The 21,673-nt window shown below is 71.6% G+C and carries 19 protein-coding genes and 1 pseudogene; 7 read left to right on the forward strand and 13 right to left on the reverse strand.

What is annotated here, in order from left to right; genetic code table 11:
• Window positions 1-119 precede the first annotated feature (119 nt).
• Together IG78_RS47685 and IG78_RS0105590 are read right to left on the reverse strand one after the other, a co-directional pair.
• Window positions 120-233 (reverse strand): annotated as a pseudogene (locus tag IG78_RS47685) (chitin-binding protein); the annotation flags it as partial.
• Between the two features lie 30 nt (window positions 234-263).
• The gene (locus IG78_RS0105590) at window positions 264-950 is read right to left on the reverse strand and encodes a response regulator (protein ID WP_030560143.1); all 687 of its coding nucleotides are present in this window, start codon (window positions 948-950) and stop codon (window positions 264-266) included.
• A gap of 194 nt (window positions 951-1,144) precedes the next feature.
• On the opposite strand from IG78_RS0105590, the gene IG78_RS0105595 reads away from it, so the two are divergent.
• Genes IG78_RS0105595 through IG78_RS0105610 form a run of 4 tightly spaced genes read left to right on the forward strand, consistent with a single transcriptional unit; the run spans window position 1,145 to window position 4,620 of the window.
• Window positions 1,145-2,110, forward strand: a complete 966-nt coding sequence (locus IG78_RS0105595) for a Bug family tripartite tricarboxylate transporter substrate binding protein (RefSeq protein WP_030560144.1) — start codon at window positions 1,145-1,147, stop codon at window positions 2,108-2,110.
• Window positions 2,107-2,637: a tripartite tricarboxylate transporter TctB family protein gene (locus IG78_RS0105600; protein WP_030560145.1), complete on the forward strand. Its 531-nt coding sequence runs from the start codon at window positions 2,107-2,109 to the stop codon at window positions 2,635-2,637. The genes IG78_RS0105595 and IG78_RS0105600 overlap by 4 nt, the downstream gene beginning before the upstream one ends.
• Window position 2,638: 1 nt before the next feature.
• Window positions 2,639-4,147, forward strand: a complete 1,509-nt coding sequence (locus IG78_RS0105605) for a tripartite tricarboxylate transporter permease (protein ID WP_030560146.1) — start codon at window positions 2,639-2,641, stop codon at window positions 4,145-4,147.
• On the forward strand, window positions 4,144-4,620 hold the full coding sequence (locus tag IG78_RS0105610) for a GNAT family N-acetyltransferase (RefSeq protein WP_030560147.1): 477 nt from the start codon (window positions 4,144-4,146) through the stop codon (window positions 4,618-4,620). The genes IG78_RS0105605 and IG78_RS0105610 overlap by 4 nt, the downstream gene beginning before the upstream one ends.
• 28 nt (window positions 4,621-4,648) lie before the next feature.
• Here IG78_RS0105610 and IG78_RS50045 read toward each other — a convergent pair whose 3' ends face one another.
• From IG78_RS50045 to IG78_RS0105625, 3 genes are all read right to left on the reverse strand, one after another.
• Entirely contained in the window at window positions 4,649-4,801 is a 153-nt protein-coding gene (locus IG78_RS50045; protein ID WP_169749676.1) for a hypothetical protein, read from the reverse strand.
• A 129-nt stretch (window positions 4,802-4,930) separates the two neighbouring features.
• Entirely contained in the window at window positions 4,931-5,449 is a 519-nt protein-coding gene (locus IG78_RS0105620; protein WP_030560148.1) for a ribonuclease FAU-1 family protein, read from the reverse strand.
• Entirely contained in the window at window positions 5,430-6,362 is a 933-nt protein-coding gene (locus tag IG78_RS0105625) for a GNAT family N-acetyltransferase (protein ID WP_030560149.1), read from the reverse strand. Before IG78_RS0105625 ends, IG78_RS0105620 begins: the two co-directional genes overlap by 20 nt.
• 74 nt (window positions 6,363-6,436) lie before the next feature.
• On the opposite strand from IG78_RS0105625, the gene IG78_RS0105630 reads away from it, so the two are divergent.
• Window positions 6,437-6,832, forward strand: coding sequence for a GntR family transcriptional regulator (locus IG78_RS0105630; RefSeq protein ID WP_030560151.1), 396 nt, complete (start codon window positions 6,437-6,439; stop codon window positions 6,830-6,832).
• A 195-nt stretch (window positions 6,833-7,027) separates the two neighbouring features.
• Here the strand turns inward: IG78_RS0105630 and IG78_RS0105635 are convergent, their stop codons facing one another.
• Entirely contained in the window at window positions 7,028-8,122 is a 1,095-nt protein-coding gene (locus tag IG78_RS0105635) for a DUF5925 domain-containing protein (RefSeq protein ID WP_030560152.1), read from the reverse strand.
• Window positions 8,123-8,298: 176 nt separating this feature from the next.
• Between IG78_RS0105635 and IG78_RS0105640 the strand changes: the two genes are divergently transcribed.
• Window positions 8,299-9,717, forward strand: coding sequence for a GH39 family glycosyl hydrolase (locus IG78_RS0105640; protein WP_030560153.1), 1,419 nt, complete (start codon window positions 8,299-8,301; stop codon window positions 9,715-9,717).
• A gap of 8 nt (window positions 9,718-9,725) precedes the next feature.
• Here IG78_RS0105640 and IG78_RS0105645 read toward each other — a convergent pair whose 3' ends face one another.
• The 6 genes from IG78_RS0105645 to IG78_RS0105670 all read right to left on the reverse strand — a co-directional run bounded on the left by IG78_RS0105645 (window position 9,726) and on the right by IG78_RS0105670 (window position 18,789).
• Complete coding sequence (locus tag IG78_RS0105645; protein ID WP_037684971.1) at window positions 9,726-13,961, reverse strand: lipopolysaccharide biosynthesis protein; 4,236 nt, start codon at window positions 13,959-13,961, stop codon at window positions 9,726-9,728.
• The gene (locus tag IG78_RS0105650; protein WP_030560156.1) at window positions 13,954-14,754 is read right to left on the reverse strand and encodes a polysaccharide deacetylase family protein; all 801 of its coding nucleotides are present in this window, start codon (window positions 14,752-14,754) and stop codon (window positions 13,954-13,956) included. Before IG78_RS0105650 ends, IG78_RS0105645 begins: the two co-directional genes overlap by 8 nt.
• Window positions 14,751-15,974, reverse strand: coding sequence for a glycosyltransferase (locus IG78_RS0105655; RefSeq protein WP_404827655.1), 1,224 nt, complete (start codon window positions 15,972-15,974; stop codon window positions 14,751-14,753). The genes IG78_RS0105650 and IG78_RS0105655 overlap by 4 nt, the downstream gene beginning before the upstream one ends.
• Window positions 15,971-16,873 (reverse strand): glycosyltransferase family 2 protein, encoded by a 903-nt coding sequence (locus IG78_RS0105660; RefSeq protein ID WP_225881951.1) that lies wholly within the window; start codon window positions 16,871-16,873, stop codon window positions 15,971-15,973. The genes IG78_RS0105655 and IG78_RS0105660 overlap by 4 nt, the downstream gene beginning before the upstream one ends.
• A gap of 409 nt (window positions 16,874-17,282) precedes the next feature.
• On the reverse strand, window positions 17,283-18,386 hold the full coding sequence (locus IG78_RS0105665; RefSeq protein ID WP_030560160.1) for a GNAT family N-acetyltransferase: 1,104 nt from the start codon (window positions 18,384-18,386) through the stop codon (window positions 17,283-17,285).
• A gap of 1 nt (window position 18,387) precedes the next feature.
• Window positions 18,388-18,789 (reverse strand): hypothetical protein, encoded by a 402-nt coding sequence (locus IG78_RS0105670; protein WP_030560162.1) that lies wholly within the window; start codon window positions 18,787-18,789, stop codon window positions 18,388-18,390.
• Between the two features lie 235 nt (window positions 18,790-19,024).
• Here IG78_RS0105670 and IG78_RS0105675 point away from each other — a divergent pair, with 235 nt between their 5' ends.
• Window positions 19,025-19,846: an SGNH/GDSL hydrolase family protein gene (locus IG78_RS0105675; RefSeq protein WP_030560163.1), complete on the forward strand. Its 822-nt coding sequence runs from the start codon at window positions 19,025-19,027 to the stop codon at window positions 19,844-19,846.
• A 7-nt stretch (window positions 19,847-19,853) separates the two neighbouring features.
• On the opposite strand, the gene IG78_RS0105680 is transcribed toward IG78_RS0105675, so the two are convergent.
• Entirely contained in the window at window positions 19,854-21,506 is a 1,653-nt protein-coding gene (locus IG78_RS0105680) for a serine/threonine-protein kinase (protein ID WP_249926086.1), read from the reverse strand.
• Window positions 21,507-21,673: the final 167 nt, after the last annotated feature.

Genomic DNA, 21,673 nt, shown 5'->3' on the forward strand with positions numbered 1-21,673 from the left:
CTCCGCGACCCCTGGCGGTTCGTGGCCCCTGGCGGTTCGTGGCGGTGCGGCCGCCTCCGCCGAAGACGACGTCCGAGCAGGTGTAGAACGCCTCGGGGGAGTCGGACCGGGTGTGCTCAACAGGCGGACACCCGGCTCACCGGGTCCGTCATCGAACCGTGCGCGACGGCGGGCGCGGCGGTGAACACGGTCAGGGCGAGCGGCGCCACACCCGCCGCGGAGGCGATCCTTATGCTCCCGTTAAGGACCCCCTCAGCCTCCCCTCAGGTCACCCACCGGTACCTGCGCTGCGGCCGTCCCGCACCGCCGTACCTCAAGGTCACCTCCGCCCGGCCCGTGACCACGAAGTACTCCAGGTAGCGGCGGGCGCTGACGCGGGAGAGGGAGCCCGCCTCGGCGCACTCGGATGCGGACAGGCCCGCGGGGTGGCCGCGCAAGGTGTGCTCCACCAGGTCCGCGGTGTGCGGCGCGAGGCCCTTGGGGAGTTCGCGGGAGCCCGGCGGGCGCGGGCCGAAGATCTGGTCGACATCCTCCTGGCGGGCCTCGGCGAGACCGTCGAGCCGGGCCCGCAGGGCCGCGACATGCCGCAACTGCTCTGCCAGGGCCGCCCGGTTGAAGGGCTTGATCAGATAGTGCAGGGCCCCGGCGCGCAGCGCGGCACGGACCACCTCCGCGTCCCGCGCGGCCGTGATGAACAGGACGTCCACCGGCGCCCTGCCGGGATCCCGCTCCTCCGCCGCCCGCAGCTCCCGCAGCACCGCGATGCCGTCCAGGTCCGGCAGATACACATCGAGCAGGACCAGATCGGGCCGCAGCCGCTCCGCCGCGCGCAGCGCCTGCGCCCCGCTGTGCGCCACGCCCGCCACCGTGAAGCCGTCCACCGTGGCGACATACCGGCTGTGCAGCTTGGCGACCATGAAGTCGTCGTCGACGACCAGCACCCTCGTCATCGGCACGCTCCCTCGCCCCCTCGTCGTCGCCGCAGGTTACGAGCGTGACCACAAGGACCACAACGTCCGTTGATTGCGGAAGAGAGACAGGTTCCGCACACCCGGGCAACATGTGGGCCACTTCACACCCGTATCCGGCCGGACAGGCGGAGGCACCCGTGCGACTACGCACCCCCCGGCGACTACGCACCCCCCTGGCCCTGTGCGGGGCCGCGCTGCTCGTGCTTGTGGGGCCGCCGCTGCTCACCACGGGCAGCGGCGACGACACCGGCACCAAGATCCCCGGACTGCGCCTCATGGTCCCCAACACCCCCGGCGGCGGCTACGACATCACCGCCCGCACCGCCGCCAAGAACGCCGAGGACGCCGGGCTCACCCACAACATCGAGGTGTTCAACCTGCCCGGCGCCGGCGGCACCGTCGGCCTCAGCCGCCTGGTGGGCGAACACGGCAACGGCAAGCTCGCGATGTCCATGGGCCTCGGCGTCGTGGGCGCCGTCCACTCCAACCACGCGCCCAAGACCCTCGCCGACACCACCCCGATCGCCCGCCTCACCGAGGAGCAGGACGTCGTCGTGGTCGCCAAGGACTCCCCGTACAGGACCATCGGGCAGCTCGTCGACGCCTGGAAGGCCAAGCCGGGCAAGATGCCCGTCGGCGGCGGGTCCTCGCCCGGCGGGCCCGACCACATCGCCCCCATGCTCATGGCCCGCGCCGCGGGCATCGCGCCCAAGGACGTCAACTACGTCCCGTTCGACGGCGGCGGCGAACTCCTCGCCTCGATCCTCGGCAGCAAGGTCGCCTTCGGCGTCTCCGGGGTCGGCGAGTACCTGGACCAGATCAAGTCCGGCGAACTGCGGCTGCTCGCCGTCACCGGACCGAAGCGGGTCGAGGGACTCGACGGGCCCACCCTCAAGGAGTCCGGCTACGACGTGGACTTCACCAACTGGCGCGGCATCGTCGCACCGCCCGGACTCTCCGACGCCGAACGCGACAAACTCACCGGCCTCGTCCGCGAGCTCCACGGCTCGCCCGAGTGGCGCGAGTCCCTGAAGAAGAACGGCTGGGACGACGCCTTCCTCCCCGGCGACAAGTTCGGTGACTTCCTCGCCGCCCAGGACCGACGCGTCGTCTCGGTACTGACGGAGCTGGGCCTGTGACCACCACCGATGTCCCCCCGGAGCGGCGGGACCGCCGCACCTGGCTGCGCGAGCACTCCGAACTCGGCGTCTGCGTCATGCTGCTCGCCCTCGGTGCCGTCGTCCTCACCGACGCCCTCACCATGGACGTCGAGATCACCCAGCGCGGCCCCGTCGGCCCGAAGACCGTGCCCGTCGCCGTCGGCATAGGGCTGCTCGCCGTCTCCGTCCTGCTCGCCGTCGACGTACTGCGCGGTGGCCGCGGAAAGGCCGAGGGCGGCGAGGATGTCGACCTGTCCGAACCCGCCGACTGGCGCACCGTGCTGCTGCTCGCCGGGGTCTTCCTCGCCACCGCCGTCCTCATCGAGCCGGTGGGCTTCCCCGTCGCCGGTGCGCTGCTGTTCTGGGGCGCCGCCTACGCCCTCGGCAGCCGGTCCTTCCACCGCGACCCGCTGATCGCGGCGGGCCTGTCCCTGGCCACCTACGTCGTCTTCAACAACCTGCTCGGAGTGCCGCTGCCCGGCGGCCCCCTGATGGGAGTGCTGTGACATGAACGCCTTCAGCTCCCTGATGGACGGCTTCGGCACCGCCCTGACCCCCATCAACCTCCTGTGGGCCGCCGTCGGCGTACTCCTCGGCACGGCCATCGGCGTCCTGCCCGGCATCGGCCCCGCGATGGCGGTGGCGCTGCTGCTCCCGGTGACGTACGGGCTCGAACCCACCGGCGCCTTCATCATGTTCGCGGGCATCTACTACGGCGCGATGTTCGGCGGTTCCACCACCTCCATCCTGCTGAACACGCCCGGCGAGAGCGCCGCCGTCGTCGCCGCCATCGAAGGCAACCCGATGGCCAAGTCGGGGCGCGGCGCCCAGGCCCTCGCGGCCGCCGCCATCGGTCACTTCGCGGGCGGCATGATCGGCACGGTCCTGCTCGTCGCGCTCGCCCCCAAGGTCGCCGACCTGGCCGTCGACATCGGCGCGCCCGACTACTTCGCCATCATGGTGCTCGCGTTCATCGCCGTGACGTCCGTCCTCGGCTCCTCCCGCATCCGCGGCCTCGCCTCCCTCCTCATCGGCCTCACCCTCGGCCTGGTCGGCCTGGACCAGATGACCGGACAGCAGCGCCTGACCTTCGGCTCGCTCCAACTCGCCGACGGCATCGACGTGGTGATCGTGGCCGTCGGCCTGTTCGCGATCGGTGAGGCGCTGTGGGTGGCCGCGCACCTTCGCCGCACCAGCGGACAGGCCATCCCCGTGGGCCGCCCCTGGCTCGGCAGGCAGGACGTCCGGCGCACCTGGAAGTCCTGGCTGCGCGGCCCCCTCATCGGCTTCCCCTTCGGCGCGATCCCGGCGGGCGGCGCCGAGATCCCCACCTTCCTCTCCTACGTCACGGAGAAGCGCCTCTCCCAGCACAAGGACGAGTGGGGCAAGGGCGCCATCGAGGGCGTGGCGGGCCCGGAGTCCGCGTCCTCCGCGTCGGCCGCGGGCACCCTCGTGTCGATGCTGACGCTCGGACTGCCCACGACCGCGGTGGCCGCCGTGATGCTTGCCGCCTTCCAGCAGTACGGCATCCAGCCGGGCCCGCTGCTCTTCGAGCGGGAGTCGGAGCTGGTGTGGGGCCTGATCGCGTCCCTGTTCGTCGGCATGGTGCTGCTGCTCGCCCTCAACCTGCCCCTCGCCCCGCTCTGGGCGAAGCTCCTTCGCATCCCGCGCCCCTATCTCTACGCGGGCATCCTGTTCTTCGCGGCGGTCGGCGCGTACGCGGTCGGCGGCGAGGCGATCGACCTGGTGATCCTGCTGATCATCGGCCTGATCGGATTCGGCATGCGGCGCTACGGGCTGCCCGTCCTGCCCGCCGTCATCGGCGTCATCCTCGGCCCCAACGCCGAACAGCAGTTGCGCCGCGCCCTGCAGATCAGCGACGGCAGCGTCAGCGGCCTGGTGGACACGCCGTTCTCGGTGTCCGTGTACGCCGTCGTCGCGCTGATCGTGCTCTGGCCGCTGCTGCGGAAACTGGCGCGCGGCCCGCTGAAGTCCCGTCGTAACGTGACGGAATGACACCCGAACCCCGCACGGCGTACGAGATCCGCCCCGCCGAAGCCGCCGACGTGCCCGCCGTGCAGGCGGTCACCGACGCGGCGTACCACCACTACATCGAGCGCATCGGCCGTGTGCCCGCCCCCATGGAGTCGGACCACGCCGAGAACGTGGCGGCGGGGCGGGTGTACGTCACCGGACCCGCGGCGGGCACGGTCACCGGCCTGGTGGTCCTCTACGCCCACGAGGACCACCTCTACCTGGACAACATCGCCGTCCACCCCGACGCGGCGGGACAGGGCCTCGGCCGCGTCCTGCTCGAATTCGTCGAGGACCGCGCACGCGCCCTCGGCCTGCCCGAGATCCGGCTCTACACCAACGCGATGATGTGGGAGAACCAGAAGATCTACCCCCGGTTCGGCTACGAGTTCGTGGAGCGCCGCGTCGAGGGCGTCTACGACCGCTTCCACTACCGCAAGCGCCTCACGCCCTGACGGCCACCGGCGAGCAGCCCGGGGCGGGCTACTCGGTGGGCCACCACACACGCAGCACGTCTCTGCGGACCTCGGGCCGCTCACGGGACGACCGGTCCGTGCCCTCACGGGCCTCCCGGCTCTCCCGCTCGCGGCGAACGGCGGACTTCGCGACGGTCTTGTGCACGGTCACTCGGCGCATACGGCCTCCCTGCCTGTTCGTCCTGCCGTACCCACACAACGGCCCGATGACACAAACCGGCGGGTCGGCTCCAGCACGACTCGATCGGAACCCAGGCTTCCGATCAGGGCCCGCGCCGCCGGTCAGAACTCACGTCTCCTGTCCCGAGCGGAGCCCGAGGCCCGCGCGCAGCCCCTCGGACCGGGCGAGCCGCTCCAGTGCGTCCAGGGCCGCACGGGCGGCCCGCGCGGCGGCCGGGTCCGTGGTGGGCAGGGAGCTCGCCGCGAACTCGTCCTCGTCCAGGCGCAGGACCGTGCAGCCGTCCGCGGAACACCACAGGTCGAGGTCCAGGTCCTCCACCGTCACCACGGCGCCCGCGCGCACGGCGGGCCGGGTCACGTCGCAGTACCAGCCCTTGAGGGTGCCGTCGGCGGCGTGGACCTCCTTGACCGCGTACCAGCGGTCGCGCCAGAAGTGCTCGACGAACACATCGCCGGGCTCGAACCGGACGAAACCGAAGTCCCGCACGCCCGCGCCCGCCCAAGGCGCCCGCACGGTGACGCGGGTGCCGTCGTCAGCGAGCAGTTGGGCCGGGTAGCGGATCTTCGTGCGGCCCGCCTTGCGGAGGTGGACCTCCACCTCGGCGGGCTCAGCCGAGGGTACGGACATGACGTACCTCCGTGTCACAGATCTCGTAGCCGAACCACTTGTTGATCGCGAGCATCGGGCCGTTCTCCGCGTCGTTGCCGGTGAACGCCGCCGTGCAGCCCGCGGCCCGGGCCCGGTGCAGCGAGTCGTTCTTGGCGAGCTTGGCGAGGCCGCGGCCGCGGTGGGCGCGCGCCGTGCCGGTCATGCCGCTGGCGTAGCGGAACGCGTCGTCCGTGCGGGCCAGGGTGAACGCCGCGGGGCGCCCTTCGACCAGCACGACGGTGGTCAGCTCGCGGTCGACGAGGGGATGCTGCCAGGTCTCGGCCAGCCAGTGTTCGTAGTCCGTGAACTCGGCCGCCACATCGCTCGGTTCGTCCGCCACGGTCTCCGCGTCCAGCTCGAACAGCGGGCGCGGGTCGGCCGCGAAGTCGGCGCCCGTTCGCAGTTCCACGCCGGCCGGGACCAACTGCCGGGGCGGCAGTTCGCCGCCGGCCAGGTCCAGCCTGAGGAAGTGCGCGGACCGGCTCGCGCGGTAGCCGCGGCGGGCGGCGAACGCCAGGTTCTCCGGGGCGTCCAGGACCCAGGAGTACAGTGCCGTCGCACCCTTGCCCGCCAGGTGCTCCTCCGCCGTGCGCACGAGCAGCGAGCCCGCGCCGCGGCCGCGGTGCTCGGGGTGGACATAGACGTTCGCGAAGCCCTGCCCCGGCTCGGGGCTGTCGTACGCGATGCCGACCTGCGCGGTACCGACCGGTTCGCCGCCGGACTCCGCGAGCAACTGGAGGTAGTGCGCGTCCGGATGGGCGTGCGCCGCGTCGAACGCCACGGAGGCGGAGGTCGCCAGCATGGCGGGCACACAGGCGCGGCGGATCGCCGCGAACGCGGAGGCGTCCGCCGGGCCGGTGGGGCGCAGGGCGCGGACCAGTACTTCTGTCATGGCCTGGACCGTACGCGGGAGCGCTCGGGGGGCGCCTCTCCTTTTTCTCCCGGGGGGTACGGGACAATCGCTGCGTGACGTTGACGATCGTGCTGGACGAGGGTGCGGAGGGGCGGGCCGTGGCCGCGCCCTACGAGCAGGTGCGGGAGCAGATCGCCGCGCAGGCGCGGAGCGGGAGTCTGCCCGTGGGGTACAAGTTGCCCACGGTGCGGGGGCTCGCCCAGACGCTGGGGCTCGCCGCGAATACCGTCGCCAAGGCGTACCGGGCCCTCGAGGAGGACGGGGTCATCGAGACGCGGGGGCGGAACGGGACGTTCGTGGCCGCGGCGGGGGACGCCGCCGCGCGGGGCGCCGCCGGGGCAGCGCAGGGCTATGCCGAACGGGTCCGGCGCCTCGGACTCTCCGAACAGGACGCTCTGGCCGTGGCCCGGGACGCCCTGCGCGCGGCGTACGGGGGATCCGCCCCGTAAGGGGCGCGGGGAACTGCGCGCGCAACCCCCACCGGCCCGCAGGCAACACTCACGGGGCTCCGCCCCTGGCCCCCGTATCGGCGCTCCGCGCCTCGTCCTCAAACGCCGGACGGGCTGGGGTTCCTGGCCCGCGGGCAACACTCACGGGGCGCCTCGTCCTCAAACGCCGGACGGGCTGGAATCCCGCAGCGGGAGCTACAGGTACAGCCCCGCGTCGGCCCCGTCCCGGGCGGAGGGAAGGGACGTGGGGGAGGACCCCCGCCGGAGGGCGTACAGCTCGGCCAGGGTCGCGCCCTCACGAGGGAGCCCCTCCGTCGTGCCGAGCCAGTCGGCAGACTCCGCGGGGGTGAGCGGCCCCACCTCGATACGAGCGAGACACCGTCCGGGACGCACGACCGCCGGGTGCAACCGCTCCAGGTCCTCGTTGGTGGTGACACCGACGAGGACATTGCGGCCCTGCCCGAGCAGCCCGTCCGTGAGGTTGAGCAGCCGGGAGAGCGCCTGCCCCGCCGTGTGCTTGGCCTCGCCGCGGATCAGCTCGTCGCAGTCCTCTAGGAGCAGCAGCCGCCAGCGGCCCTTCGCGGTGCCGTCGTCCTCACCGATGGCGATGTCCATCAGATAGCCGACGTCGGTGAAGAGGCGCTCGGGGTCCAGGACGCAGTCCACCTGGCACCAGTCGCGCCAGGACCGGGCGAGCGTGCGCAGCGCCGACGTCTTGCCGGTGCCCGGCGGGCCGTGGAGCAGAAGGAGCCGTCCTGAGATGTCCTCCGGCGTGGTCTTCATCAGCTTGTCCATGGCCCCGGCCACCGGCGCGGTGTAGTTCTCCCGCACCTCGGCCCACGTGCCCGCCGAGATCTGCCGCGTCGTGCGGTGCGGACCGCGCCGCGGCGATACGTACCAGAACCCCATGGTCACGTTCTCCGGCTGCGGCTCGGGCTCGTCCTGCGCGCCGTCCGTGGCCTCCTTGAGGATCTTCTCGGCCAGCTCGGCGGTGGCGGCCGTCACCGTGACGTCCGCGCCGCGGTTCCAGCGGGACACCAGCAGCGTCCAGCCGTCACCCTGGGCGAGCGTGGCGCTGCGGTCGTCGTCACGGGCGGCCCGCAACACCGTCGCGCCCGGCGGGAGCAGCGCGGACCCCGGTTTGACGCGGTCGATGTTGGCGCTGTGCGAGTACGGCTGCTCGCCCGTCGCGAAGCGGCCGAGGAACAGCGCGTCCACGACGTCCGCCGGAGAGTCGCTGTCGTCGACGTTGAGCCGGATCGGCAAGGCGTCCTGAGGGTTCGCAGACATGCCGCCATGATCCGTCACGCATGCGCCCTCGTGCACGCGGTTTCCCCAGTGCGCCGCCGCGTACCGGCGTGCACGCCGCACGGGGGCGGATGTCCGCAACCCGTGCCCTCACCCATGCCGGGCGTGTCGAGTGGAACCGGCCCCAGCGCGAAGACACGCCGCTACCCTGGCCCTTGATGCGACGGCATGGGTGGAGTTCGGATGCGCGGCGGTGGCGTCTCGCCGCCCTCATCGGTATTGGTCTGGCCGCTCTGGCCCTGGTCGTGACCGTGCTCAACGTCCCCGAGCAGAACCGGGGCAGCACGGCCGGCACCACTCCGGACGGCGACAAGGTGTACGGCACCCCCGCCATGCCTCCCGGCGACCCGGACCCGGAGGTCGGCTGGGGCTTCACGCACACGCAGTACAGCGCCGACGACGGCGAGGACGCGGCGGTCGGCCGCGCCAAGCGCCTCCTCGCCGACCAGCGGCGCCCGCTGCCGCAGATCCAGCACCTCATGGGCTGGGGCGCGGGCAACCCCGAGCCGGTCAAGGGGCGTTACGACTTCGAGGCGATGGACCAGCGCATCGACTTCATCCGGGCCACCAAGGGCGCGCCGGTCGTGACGCTGTGCTGCGCCCCGGACTGGATGAAGGGCGGCGAACCGGGCTCCGACAACACGGACTGGAGCCAGGAGTCCCTGGAGACCGCGCCCCGGCCCGAGCACTTCGACGACTTCGCCGCCCTGGCCGCGACCGTCGCGAAACGCTACCCCGACGTACGGCACTTCCTCGTCTGGAACGAGTTCAAGGGCTTCTGGAACACCCCCGAGAACCGCTGGGACTACGAGGGCTACACCAAGTTCTACAACCTGGTGTACAAGGCCCTGAAGAAGGTCAACAAGGACATCATGGTGGGCGGCCCCTACCTCGTGATGGACAGCGTCCACCCGCGCCAGACCGAGAACGCCTCGGACGTCAAGGGGCCCTGGGGCCGCCTCAACAAGCCGTCCGTCGAGGCCTTCGACTACTGGAACAAGCACAAGGCGGGCGCCGACTTCGTGGTCGTGGACGGGGCCACGTACACCGTCGACGACGAGCTGCTGCCCGACGAGTTCGGGGCCACGGACAAGTTGACCGCCGTCGGCCGCTGGGTGCGCGAGCGCACCGGAGGGCTGCCGCTGTGGTGGGCCGAGTACTACGTGGAGCTGGGCGACAGCGAGGACAACCGCGACGACTGGAGCGAGCCGCGCCGCGTCGCCGTACACGCCTCCGGCCTGATGGCGATGGCCCGCGGCGGCGCGACCAGCGCCTTCTACTGGAACCCGCAGAAGCGGGGCGAGAAGTGCGCGGGCTGCCTGTGGACCGCGACCCAGCTCCCCGACGGCGGCCGCGAACTGCCCATGCTGCGCACACTCGCCCGCTTCTCCCACGCCTTCCCGCCCGGCACCCGCTACGAGAAGGTGTCCGTCGCGGGCGACGCGTCGAACGTCCGCGTCCTCGCCGATGACGAGACGGTCCTGGTGGTGAACACCCAGGACCGGAAGATCAGCGCCGAGGTCGACGGTGAACGGTTCGCCATGGCCGCGTACGAAGTGAAGTGGCTCACCCGCTGAGCCGCCCGCTACGCCATCGTCAGGAACCGCTGGATCAGCGACGCGAGGAACACCGCGAGCAGCGGCAGCGAGAACCAGAAGCTGCTCTGCAGCCAGCGCTGCTGCCCCACGCTGGGCGCCGCCGCCACCCGTACGACCTCCCGCACCGAGAGGAGCGCGATCAGCGCGAGCACGGCGAGGCCGCCCACCACCGACCACGGGGTCCACGTCACCTTCGGCCCGACCGCGCCCGGTTCGGCCTTCGCGACGGGGGTCTCGGGCTGCGAGCGCAGCGCGTACAGCATCGAGTCGGCGTTGCCGTACACCTTCTTCAGCTCCGTGCGCTTGTCGAGGGAGCGGGCGAGACGGGTGTCCCAGTTGTCCGGATAGCCGGTGTCCATCTGGAGATAGACGGTCTGACTGCGGTTGATCATGAGGTACGAGTTCGGGCCCGCGTCCTTGAGCGCCTTCACCAGGCTCGACACCAGGGCCGGGTCCACGGGCGCAAGGGTGGGTACGTACTCGACCTTCTCGGCGTCCTGCTTGCCCCAGGGGATCGCGGGCGTGACGTTGTTGACGGTGTCGTTGCTCATCCACAGCAGCCGTACCGTCGGGTCGTCGTGCGCGTACACGTACTCCATGGCGGCGACCTCGCCGGTCCTGACCCGCTCGAAGGGCTCGTTGCCCCAGCGCGCCACCAGGAAGCCGCCGACGAGGACGAGTCCGGCGAGCAGCGCGGCCAGCGGTGCGCGGCTCCCCCTGTCGCGGTCGCGCTCCCCGGCCGTGACACCCGTACGCGGGAACAGCGCGAGCCCGGCGAGCAGCGCGGCACCCGGCAGCGCGAACATGAACACGCGCAGCGCCATCTCGCCGCCGTAGCTCTGCATGCCGAAGCCGAGGAACGGCACGAAGGTGAGGACGAGGAGCGACACCTCGCGGTACTTGTACCCGCGCCTGCGCCACCAGCCCCAGCAGGCGAGCGCCATCACCGAACCCGCGAGCGCCACCCGGACGTACAGGACCAGCTTGTGCGTCTCGCTGCCGCCCTCGATGCGCCCCGACACCGACGACGACACATTGCCGCCGACCCCGCCGACCCCGCCGAACAGCTCGCTGAAGTGCCCCGACCAGTAGGGCTCCGCGAAGAAGCCGAGCCACACGGCGACCAGGACACCGCACAGCAGCGGCATGCCGCGCAGTTCGCAGCGGCGCACCAGGACCAGGACCGTGAGGACGCCGAGCATCACGAACGGCGTGAGCTGGTGGGCGGGCACCGTGCCCGCGAACAGGCCCAGCAGGACGAGAAGGAGCACCGCCTGCTGGCGGCGGTCGGTGGGCTCGACCTCGGCCTCGCCGGGCCGCCACTTCGTCCAGACCACGCGCGGCGCGCGGAACCACACGAGCAGGACGGCCACGAAGGCGATGTACAGGAGATACGTGAAGCCCTGCGGCGAGAAGTAGTCCTGGCCGACCCAGCCGCTCAGGACGAAGATCCACAGGCCCGCCCACTTGGCGCGCCAGCTCGCCCGCAGGGAGCGGGTGAGCAGCAGCATCGGTACCAGGTAGAGCAGTTGGATCGCCGTCGGCCACCAGCGGATGACCTCGGTCATGTCCGAGACGCCGCACGCCTTCGCGATGAATGTGGCGGCGGCGAAGAAGCCGGGCCAGCTCCAGCGCGCGTCCAGGTCGGGCACCGCCGTGCCGGTCCGGTCGATGTACTCGAGGAAGCCCAGGTGCTGCCAGGCCGTCGCGAACCGCGGCTCCGTCTCGATGACGGCCGGGAGCGCGTGCAAAGACACGACGGTGGCGACCAGGGTCAGCAGGAGCAGCCGCCGGTGCGGGCGCTCCTGCCACAGCAGCGTCGCGAACACGCCCACGAGGAGCGCGGCCCCGAGGAGCGTGGGCAGCGGCAGCACGGAGACGAGGCCGAGCCCGCCCATGCGGTCGAGGTCCCGCTCGCCGAGCCCGGACACCGGCAGCCAGTACAGGCCGAGGGCCGCGACGAGGAGTGCGCCGAGGACGAGGGGGCGACGCCGTGCCGCCCGGTCCGCTCCCGGACGCGGCGTGGCACCCGTCCGGGGCGGGGACGCGGCGGCCGGGGTCGCGCGGACCGCGGGGGTTCCCTGTGCTGCAGGGGGAGTGGTGGGGGCCGCCGGTGTGGGTTTGGCTCCGCGGGTGCCGAGTGCCTGCGGGGGCACGGCGGCCGGCGGAGCCATCGGGTTCACCACGGTCGGCCAGGGTTCCTTCGCCGGTGGCTTCGCGGCGCCCGATCCGTTCAGACCGCCCAGACCGCCGAGGCCGTCCACGTCGCTCAGGCCGTCCAGCGCGTCCAGCGTGTTCGGTCCTTCCACCACTCCTTCTTCGGTTTCTGTTCCTGTTCCTGTTCCTGTTCCTGTTTCTGCTTCTCTTTCTGTTGCTGCGTCTGCCGCCGCTCGGGCTGTCTCGCCCGCCGCGTCGTGAACGTCGGCCTCGGCGGGCCCGGCCCCCGCCTTGCTGAGCACCACCCCGCGCTTGCCGGGTCGGGCGGCGGGCGGCGCGTCCTCGACCGCTTCGTCCTCGACCGCCTTGTCCTCGACCACCTCGGCCGCCTTGTCCGAGGAGGGCGTCGTGAGCGCCGACCTGACCGCCCACGTCGGCCGGTGTCCTGTCATCGAGTTGTCCCCCTCGCCCGCCCCCGCGGGCCCCCGTGCCGTCAGACCCGGACGTACGTCCGGACGCCGCTCCTGATGGTCCAGGTCGATCTGGACCGCCAGTTGCAGTGTGTCGGAGTCGAGGGACTCGCGCAGCGCCCACGCGGGCCCGTGCCGCCGCCGGTCCGGGTGCTGCGGATGCTCCTGACCGGCTTCGGCGGGCGCCGTGCGCGGCGCGGGGGAGCCCGGGGCGCCCAGATCCGCCAGGTCGCCGTCCGGTGCCGCGCGCTCTCCCGGTGCCGTCCGCGTGATCGCGTACAGCTTGGGCGCCGCGATCGCCACGATCAGCGCCAGGCTGGAGATCTCCGCGACGCCCGCGCCCGCCAGCCCCATCCGCGGCAGGAGCAGCAGCGTCAGACCGAGCACCAGGACGCACAGCAGTCCCTGCAGCCAGGCGAGTCCGGAGGTGCGGCTCTGGGCGCGCAGGACGGCGAAGTACGTCTCCATGACGACCCGCAGCACCGCGCCCACCGCGAACCAGCGCAGCAGCCCGGTCGCCGCCTCCGAGTAGCCGGAGCCGAAGACGTGCAGGATGTACGGCGCGCCGACGAAGAGGATCGCGCACACCGGAAGCATGATCCGGGCCATCCGGCGCAGCGCGGCCCGGGTGTTGGCGGCGAGCCGGGCCGGGTCGTGGGCGCCCTCCACGGTCAGGGACGCGCCCATGTTGATGGCGAGCAGGTTCGTGGTGCCGCCGATGGTCGTGGCGATGTAGAAGTACGCGTTGTCCTCGGAGCTCACCTGGGCGGCCACGATCACCGGTACGAGGTACACCACGGCCAGCGAGCACAGCGAACCGGTGTAGTCGCCCGCGAGGAAGCGCCATATCTCGCGCATCGAGGGCGGCCGTGTGCGGCCCTCGGTGGCCTCGACATGGCGTGGCACGAGCCGCCGGAACACCAGCCAGCCGAGCGGTATCACCGAGAAGGCGATCGCGGCCACCCACGACACGAAGACCCCGGCCGTGGGTATGGCCGCCGCGACGACGATCAGGAGCACCAGCTTCACGACCGAGAACACCGTGTTGCCCGCCGGCACCCACAGCGCGTTGCGCAGCCCGGTGAGCACGCCGTCCTGGAGCGTCAGGAGCGACCACGCGATCACCGCGGCGACGAAGCCGACACCGGCGAGCGGGCCGTGCAGGAAACGGTAGGACGACCCCCACAGGTCCAGGGTGAACAGGAAGGCGAGTGCCGCGAGGCCGACGACGACGGAACTTCCCGCGTAGGTACGGAAGATGAGCTTCCCGGTGGCACGGCCCGCCACCGGGATGAAACGGGCGAGCGCGCCCATGAGGGTGACGGCGGTGATGCCCGCGAGGAGCTTCATCGCCGCGATGGCCGCCGACCCCTGGCCGACCGCCGACTCCGAGTAGTACCGGGCGGCGGCCAGCCAGAAGCCGAGGCCGAGCAGGCCGGAGATGCCGGTGTTGAGCATGAGCGCGTAGGCGTTGCGGAAGAGCGGAGTGCTGCCCCCGCCCCTCCGCGCTCCGGGCAGCCGCAGGCGTCGCGCCCCGCCGTCCCGCGCATCGGTTCCTGTGACCTCTGCCGCTGCGGTGGTCTTCGTGTCAGACACGGGCGCGAGCTGCCTTCCGGCGGGCTTGTCGGGCTCTGCGGACGATGGCGTATCCCTTGCTGAGCACCCGGTCCCTGGCGAAGCACCGGGTGATCGAACGGCCGAGCAACAGGCGCTCGAACTCGTCGACACCCGTGCTGCGCCGCACCGTCACCCGGCGCAGAGCGTACGGGCCTTGACGGCGCCGGGCCAGAGCGTTGCCCACGGCGAGCGACTGCCCGAACCCGACACCCCGCACCGCATCCCGTACCCGGCGGCACGAGTAGCCGTAGGGGTAGGCGAACGACACGGGCGGCGTGCCCAGCTCGTCGGCGAGGATCTCACGACAGCGCACCAGCTCGAACCAGAGCGCGTCGTCACCGAGTTGGTCGAGCTGGGGATGCGTGTGGCTGTGCCCGCCGATCTCCGTGCCCGCCGCGGCCAGATCGCGCACCTGGTCCCAGTCGAGCATGGTGTCGAGGCCGCCCCTGTTGTCGTACGTCCCGCGCAGCCAGGCCGTGACGACGAACAGCGTCGAGGCGTAGCCGTGCCGGGCGAGGGCCGGGAGCGCGTGCCGGTGCACGCCCTCGTAACCGTCGTCGAAGGTGATCAGGACCGGGCGGGTGGGCAGCGGCCTTCCTGGGTTGCGCCAGTGCCAGGCCAGTTGGGCGGTGGTGAGCGGTGTGCAGCCGAGCGCGCGGACGACCTCCATCTGCTCGGCGAAGGCCTCCGGCGCGACGGACAGGTCGTGCGTGGCCTCGTTCGGCCGACGCGCGACCGAGTGGTACATCAGGATCGGTATGCCCGAGCTCATGCGGCGGCCTCCCCGCCCCCCGAGCCCTTGGCACCCTCCGAGCCCTCCGCGCCCTCCGAGCCCTCCGCGCCCTCCGAGCCCTCCGCGCCCTCCGAGCCCGCCGAGCCCTTGGCTCCTTCCGAGCCCGCCGAGCCCTTCGCGCTCTCCGAGCCCTCCCGGTCCGCTGTGCCCTCGGCGCCTTGCGAGCCCTTGGCGCCACTCGGGTCCGCCGGGTCCGCCGGGCCCCCGGCCGTCTCCGGTCCGGACGCCGCACCGGCGATATCCACGACCGAGAACGTCGCGCCCGACCGGCGCGCCCTGGCGCTCCCGACGACGTACCCGCCCGCGGCCGCGGCCACGCCCGCCACGATGGCGCCCGCGCGCCCGGCGCCGCCGGGACGGGCCAGGAGCGCGTCCCGCAGCCCGCGGCCGACACCGGCGGGCAGCACCCGGGTGGTGTAGCGCCGCTCCGACTCGAGTCCCTTGTCCGCTCCCACACTGCGCGACACCAGGGCCTTGGAGAGGCCTTCGGCGTACGCGCGGGTGCGGAAGTAGGCGAAGCGTTCCCTCGCGGGCGGCACCCGGTGGTGGATGATGGCGCGGTCGTCGATGAGCAGCACCGCGTCGGGCCGTGCGCGGGTGAGCCGGATGCACAGCTCCGTCTCCTCGCAGCCGAGCGGCAGCTTGTCGCCGTCGCGGCCGATGCCGTTCGCGAAGCCGCCCGCGATGTCGAAGGCGGTGCGCCGGAAGGAGGCGTTGCCGCCGAGGACGTTGCGCACCCGTGCCCGGCCCGTCGGATGGCCGCGGTACATGCATCCGACGACCCAGTCGAACTCCTCGGGGAACCAGCGGGGCCTGCGCCCGGAGGCCCAGGCGGGCAGGGTGCGCCCGCCGACCGCGAACACCTTCGGGTCGGTGTACCCCTCGGCGAAGCGGAGCAGCCAGTCCCGCTCGGCGACGGCGTCGTCGTCCAGGAAGGCGATGATCTCCCCGGTGGACTCCGCGATGCCGGTGTTGCGGCCCGCGGACAGGCCGCGGGGGCCCGCGTTGGCGAGCACCCGCACCTCTCCCGTTTCCTTGTACTCCCTGGCGAGGCGGTCGTGCAGTGGCGTGTTGTGGTCCACCACGAGCAGGGTCTCGTGGGCTTTGTGGGACTGCGCGCGAACCGAGGAGACCGCCGCGAGGATGTCCTCCCAGCGGTCCTCGGTGTACACGCAGACGACCACCGAGATGGAGGTCAAGAAGTTTCTCCCCGGTGTGGTCGGCCCGCGGTGCGCGCGCCCTGTCGTTGCGTACGCCTGTTGGAGCGTTCGGTGAGGATCACCTTGAGGACCCGCAGGCCGTCGCGCACGGCGCGGAGGTTGCTCACGCCGTGGATGCGCAGGTACTCGTGGCTCGGGATCTCCTGCACCTTGAGTCCGGCCTTGACGACGCGGATGTTCATCAGCGTCTCGACCTCGAAGCCGGTGCAGTCGAGTTCGATCTTGTCGAGGCAGTGCCGCCAGAAGGCGTTGTAGCCGTAGCACAGGTCCGTGTAGCGGGCGCCGAACTTGGCGTTGACCACGGAGCACAGGACGTGGTTGCCGAGCTTGCGGATGAAGGTCATGTCGTCGGTGCCGCCGCCGTTGGCGAAGCGGGAGCCCTTGGCGAAGTCGGCGCCGGAGACGAGCGCGGAGACATAGCTGACTATTTCGTGGCCGTCCGCCGAGCCGTCCGCGTCGACCATCACGATGATGTCGCCGGTGCAGGCCTCGAAGCCGGTGATGAGCGCGTCGCCCTTGCCCTTGCCGAGCTGGCGCACCACCTTCACATCCGGCCACAGCTCCCGGGCCACGGCGACCGTGTCGTCGGTGGAATTGCCGTCCACCAGGACGACTTCATGAACCCACGCGGGCAAGGTCTTGAACACGTAGGGAAGATTCTCCGCCTCGTTCATGGCGGGAATGACCACACTCACCGGTGGCGCAATGGCCAGGTGTGAGGAGACCGGCCGGTATTCGTGCTGACTGGGAATGGCGGGCAATCCCACAATGACCGGTTCTTCGGGCAGTACGGCCTTTTCGGAGCCCGCCGCCGAGTTAGCGGTCGGCTCCATCAAAGGATCTTGTCCCGGGCCGGCCGGGCACACAGCAGAACTCATGAGTCTGATCCCTCTCGTCCGGTGGACCGCCCGCCCCCGGGTGGTCCGGTTGTCGATCCGGTTCGAAAGGGGGGATTCTCACTGCGGCCATGCCGGAATCGATCTCCAGGCATGCCGAGCGAGCTGGCATAACTGCGCGGCACGTGTTCCGGCAGAAATTCGATCACCGGACACGGGCACCCCCCTACCGCGCCCCACGCCGGAACCATCGCGGTCTTGAGCCCTCCCCTAGACCGACAGCCGATGAACCGATGCGGGTTGATGTACGACGGTATTGATGCTTGCGACGGTATAGCAAGACCTGGAACGGGGTCTCACGTTTCGGATATTTGACCGTCTCTTCAGACACTGAACAGATGTCCGGAACTCTATTTTTCGGTGACGTTCCTTGTCGCTTCCTGTGCGATTCCTACTCTTTCCGCTGCCAGGAACGGATCTTTCCCAGGCTCTTGAGCAGGTGGTCTGCCGGTCCGAACAACGCCGGTCGCCCGACGACGGTGTTGCGCAGCGCGCGGGCCGGAGCGCGGCGCGCACGATGGCCGAGAGCCATGGGGTGGCGCGATGCCACCCACCCTTCGGACACGGTGAGCTCACGTGTCTTCAGCGAATCCTTGTACTGTTTCCGGCCCCGGCCCAGATCGAGGTGCGCGATGCCGTCCGCGGCGGCCGCCTCGGCCATGCGCAGATGGAGCAGCAGACCCGGCGAGTGCCGGGCGAAGTCCGGGTCGTACGCGGGGAACCAGTTCACGAGCACCCGCTCGCTGCGCAGCCCGAAGTGCCCGGCGACCGGGACGTCCCCGGCGTAGAGCATGGACAGCGTGCCGGCGAAGGTCTCGCGGCGGGTGTGGAACAACTGGTGCACGAGGCTCGTGATCCAGTTGTGCGCGAAGCGATCGCTGCGGCCCGTCCTGCGGTACTGCGCGGACTTCCAGCCGAGCAGTGTGCGCAGCATCCTGGGGTCGCGCTCGTCGTGCACATAGCGCAGCTCGCCGTGGTCGCGGCTGAGCCTGCGGCCCTTGGCGAGGGTGGAGCGCAGGAACTTCGGCGAGCGGGCGCGCACCCGGTCGAGGTAGGCCTCGTACCCCTGGTCGAGATCCATCACGGGGGAAGGGAAGAAGCCGGTCGCCCCGGTCTCGAAGGCGGTCTGGCCGGCCGTGAGGTGGTCGAACTCCCACAGCACGAGGCCGCAGCCCCGCAGGAGTTGGTGCGCGTCCCAGGTGTAGCCGGGGCGGTGCAGCACGCCCTGGCAGTCGGACACACCCAGGCCGACGGCCCGGCCCACGCCGGTTCTCGACCTCTGGAACGGGAGGTACGCGGCCGGCTCGCCGTCCTCCGTGACGACGGCGACGCGTACGTTCTTGCGGACGCGTCCCATGGCGAGCGTGAACTCCGGAGACAGGAACGGGTTCGAGAGGCCGGGGCTGCCGTTCAGATGGGCCTTGGACTGCATGCCGGTCCATGCCACCCGGTCGGCGGCGCTGAGTTCACCGGGACGGTACACGGTGATGTCCACGTCATGGGGTCCGTCCACTCGGGGCGCGCCGTCGCCGTCGCCGCGCCAGTGCCGACAGGAAGACGAGTGCGCTGACCCCGCCGACCGCCACGACACCGCCGCGGACCGACCACACATGAAGGGCCAGCATGGCCTGGGCGACGAACAGATTGACCACGACCGCCCCGGAGGCACAGGCCACGGCGCGGCCCCGGATGTCGAGTCCGCGCAGCCAGGGCGACAGGGCGAAGCCCGGCGCCCCGAGGAGGAAGAAGAGCACGAACGGGCCGCGCAGCGGCGAGGAGAGGTCGAGCAGCGCGAAGGCCGCTCCCACGCATCCGGCGGCCACGCCCACGCCCGCGAGGAGCGGTACGTGGTCGGCGTCCTGCCCATATCGCGCGTATGTGCTTCTGATGCTCTGCATGGGCGAATTTGCCCCCCAAAAACGCCGGATGCCGGGCTTCAATGTGACCCAGTCTCCGGCGGCCCGTCAAGATGCGGAGGGTGTGTGCAGATGTTCGTTGTCGGACCGCCGTCCGATCGATGAACTCCTCTGGTGGGCAAAGAAATTACTGAAGAATTAATTGACATGGACACTACCCGCGATTCGGGGTGCGTGCTACCACTGTCGAGGCAGAAATCCTGCTAAGGGAGGTTCTATGAGATTGTCCCGATTCACGGCTTATGCTTCCTCGCTTCTCCTGGCCGCCGCGAGCACCCTCACCGGGGTCGCCGCGGCGCACGCGGATTCCGGCGACAAGAAGGCCGCGGCACCCGCCTATGTGGCCCTCGGCGACTCCTACTCCTCCGGCGTCGGCGCCGGCAGCTACGACAGCGGCAGCGGCTCCTGCAAACGCAGCACCCGTGCCTACCCGGCCCTGTGGGCCGCCCAGAACGGACCCGCGAGCTTCAGCTTCACCGCGTGTTCCGGCGCGCGCACCGGCGATGTCCTCTCGGGCCAGCTCGGCCCGCTGAACTCCGGCACCGGCCTGGTGTCCATCAGTGTCGGCGGCAACGACGCGGGCTTCGCCGACGTGATGACGACCTGTGTGCTCCAGTCCGAGTCCGCCTGCGTCAACCGCGTCAACCAGGCGAAGGCGTACGTCGATTCGACCCTGCCCGGCCAGCTCGACCGGGTCTACTCGGCGATCGAGAGCAGGGCGCCGTCCGCGCGCGTGGTGGTGCTCGGCTACCCGCGCTTCTACAAGCTGGGAGGCAGTTGCCTCGCCGGTCTCACCGAGGGGGAGCGGCGCGCCATAAACGGTGCCGCGGACCACCTCAACACCGCCACCGCCAAGCGCGCCGCCGACCACGGCTTCACCTTCGGCGACGTCACCTCCACCTTCTCCGGGCACGAGATCTGCTCCGGCGACGCGTGGCTGCACAGCCTCAACCTGGGCAACATCGGCGAGTCGTACCACCCGACGGCCGCGGGTCAGTCCGGCGGCTACCTCCCCGTCTTCCGTGGAGCCGCCTCCTGAGGGGGCATCACTGGCCGTAGGGCGATGAGGAGCCCCCGCCGGTCGTGGGCTCCTCCTCGTCCTCGCAGGTCACGGCGTAACCGACGGAGTTCGACGTGACGTTCGCGGGGCTTCGGACCTCGACGTGGGCGGCGCCCCGGTGCGTGCCCGCATCCGTCCAGGACGGCACCTCGACATGCCGCGCCTCCTTGATCCTGCCGCCCCCCGCGGGGAAGGACAGGGACTTCCACCCCGGATCGCTCGACTCGCCCGCGGCGGCGACCCAGCGGTACCGCACGGTCACGGGCGTCCGCCCCACGGTGAACCGGGCCGTGACCGACGGCGCCGCCGCGGACGGCGCCGGGCACGGGCCGGTGTACGAGGTGCGGTGACCGGTGACGGTGACGTGCACGGACTGGGGGGTGTTGTCGCCACCGCCACCGCCCCCGCCGCCGTTCCCTGCGCCGCCGTTCTTGCCGCCGGTGGAGCCGCCGCCCGTCGAACCGCCGTCCGTGCCGCCGCTGTCGCCGTTCCCGCCGCCGTCGGCACCGGACCCGCCGTCGGAGCCGCCGTCTGCGCCCCCGCTGCTTCCGCCCGTGCCGTTCCCGCCGGTGCCGTCGCCGTCGCTCCCGCCGCCGGTGTCGTAGCTGGTGTCGTTGCCGCCTTCGCCGCCCGAGTCGTCGTTCACCAGGGCGTACGTGATGCCGCCGATGGCCAGGGCCAGGACGGTGCAGCCCGCGATCAGGGCCGTGCGGGCGCGGCGCTCGCGGGGCCCTGACGTCGTGGTGGTGCCGGGGGCGGGCGTCGTGCTGGTCGGGGCGGTGGAGCGCGGGCCTGCGGGCGGGAGCGGGGGAGTGGCGTCGGGCCGCCGGTGGGCGGTGACGGTCGGCTGGTAGGACGGTGACGAGGAGGACTCCGCGCGCGGGGGGTGCCCCTCGGCCACCAGGCGCAGATCGCGCTCGGTGTCCGCCGCGAGCGAGCGCTCCGCCGGGTCCTTGCGCAGCAGCCCCTCGATGACGGGCGCCAGCGGTCCCGCGCTCCGCGGCGGCGGCAACTCCTCGTCGACGACGGCGCGCAGCGTGCTCAGCGGGGTGTTCTGCCGGAACGGCGACACGCCCTCCACGGCCGCGTACAGGAGCACGCCGAGGGACCAGAGGTCGGACTCAGGCCCTGGACGGCGCCCCAGCGCACGCTCCGGCGCGAGGAACTCGGGCGAGCCGACGACCTCGCCCGTCATGGTGAGGGCCGAACTGCCCTCCACCATCGCGATCCCGAAGTCCGTGAGCACCACACGGCCGTCGTTGGCCAGGAGTACGTTGCCCGGCTTGACGTCCCGGTGCAGCACCCCCGCGTCGTGCGCAGCCCGCAGCGCCGCCAGGACCTCCGCGCCGATGTACGCGGCCCGCCGCGGGGGCATCGGACCCTCGGACTCCAGGGCGTCGGAAAGGGACAGGCCGCGCACCAGCTCCATCACGATCCACGGCCGGTCCTCGTCCATGGCGACGTCGTACACCGTCACCACATTGCGGTGCGGGATACGGGCGGCAGCCCAGGCCTCGCGCTCCAGGCGGGTGTAGAGCCGCTCGACCTCGCTCGCCGGAAGACCCACGGGCGCGCGGACCTCCTTGACGGCGACCTCGCGGCCGAGGACGTCGTCTCTGGCGCGCCACACGGTGCCCATGCCGCCCTCGCCGAGCGGGGCCAGGAGGCGGTAGCGCCCCGCGATCACTCGTGCTCCGTCGGTCACGAGGCCCCCCTTCGCAGCCGTGCGATTCTCCACAAAAGTAGCTCAACCGAGCGCGGTTGCGGCCCCCTTGAACACCAATCCCCCTCCGGGGGCTCGCTCTG

The sequence above is a fragment of the Streptomyces aureocirculatus genome (genome assembly GCF_000720475.1).
In the GTDB taxonomy this organism is placed as follows: domain Bacteria; phylum Actinomycetota; class Actinomycetes; order Streptomycetales; family Streptomycetaceae; genus Streptomyces; species Streptomyces aureocirculatus.

Excerpts from the sequence above, each read along its gene's own strand:
- IG78_RS0105675 (WP_030560163.1), top strand. The coding sequence starts at position 19,025 with ATGAGATTGTCCCGATTCACGGCTTATGCTTCCTCGCTTCTCCTGGCC.
- IG78_RS0105625 (WP_030560149.1), bottom strand. The coding sequence starts at position 6,362 with ATGACAGAAGTACTGGTCCGCGCCCTGCGCCCCACCGGCCCGGCGGAC.
- IG78_RS0105650 (WP_030560156.1), bottom strand. The coding sequence starts at position 14,754 with ATGAGCTCGGGCATACCGATCCTGATGTACCACTCGGTCGCGCGTCGG.
- IG78_RS0105610 (WP_030560147.1), top strand. The coding sequence starts at position 4,144 with ATGACACCCGAACCCCGCACGGCGTACGAGATCCGCCCCGCCGAAGCC.
- IG78_RS0105660 (WP_225881951.1), bottom strand. The coding sequence starts at position 16,873 with ATGAGTTCTGCTGTGTGCCCGGCCGGCCCGGGACAAGATCCTTTGATG.
- IG78_RS0105680 (WP_249926086.1), bottom strand. The coding sequence starts at position 21,506 with ATGGGCACCGTGTGGCGCGCCAGAGACGACGTCCTCGGCCGCGAGGTC.
- IG78_RS0105670 (WP_030560162.1), bottom strand. The coding sequence starts at position 18,789 with ATGCAGAGCATCAGAAGCACATACGCGCGATATGGGCAGGACGCCGAC.
- IG78_RS0105605 (WP_030560146.1), top strand. The coding sequence starts at position 2,639 with ATGAACGCCTTCAGCTCCCTGATGGACGGCTTCGGCACCGCCCTGACC.
- IG78_RS0105635 (WP_030560152.1), bottom strand. The coding sequence starts at position 8,122 with ATGTCTGCGAACCCTCAGGACGCCTTGCCGATCCGGCTCAACGTCGAC.
- IG78_RS0105620 (WP_030560148.1), bottom strand. The coding sequence starts at position 5,449 with ATGTCCGTACCCTCGGCTGAGCCCGCCGAGGTGGAGGTCCACCTCCGC.
- IG78_RS0105590 (WP_030560143.1), bottom strand. The coding sequence starts at position 950 with ATGACGAGGGTGCTGGTCGTCGACGACGACTTCATGGTCGCCAAGCTG.
- IG78_RS50045 (WP_169749676.1), bottom strand. The coding sequence starts at position 4,801 with ATGCGCCGAGTGACCGTGCACAAGACCGTCGCGAAGTCCGCCGTTCGC.
- IG78_RS0105640 (WP_030560153.1), top strand. The coding sequence starts at position 8,299 with ATGCGACGGCATGGGTGGAGTTCGGATGCGCGGCGGTGGCGTCTCGCC.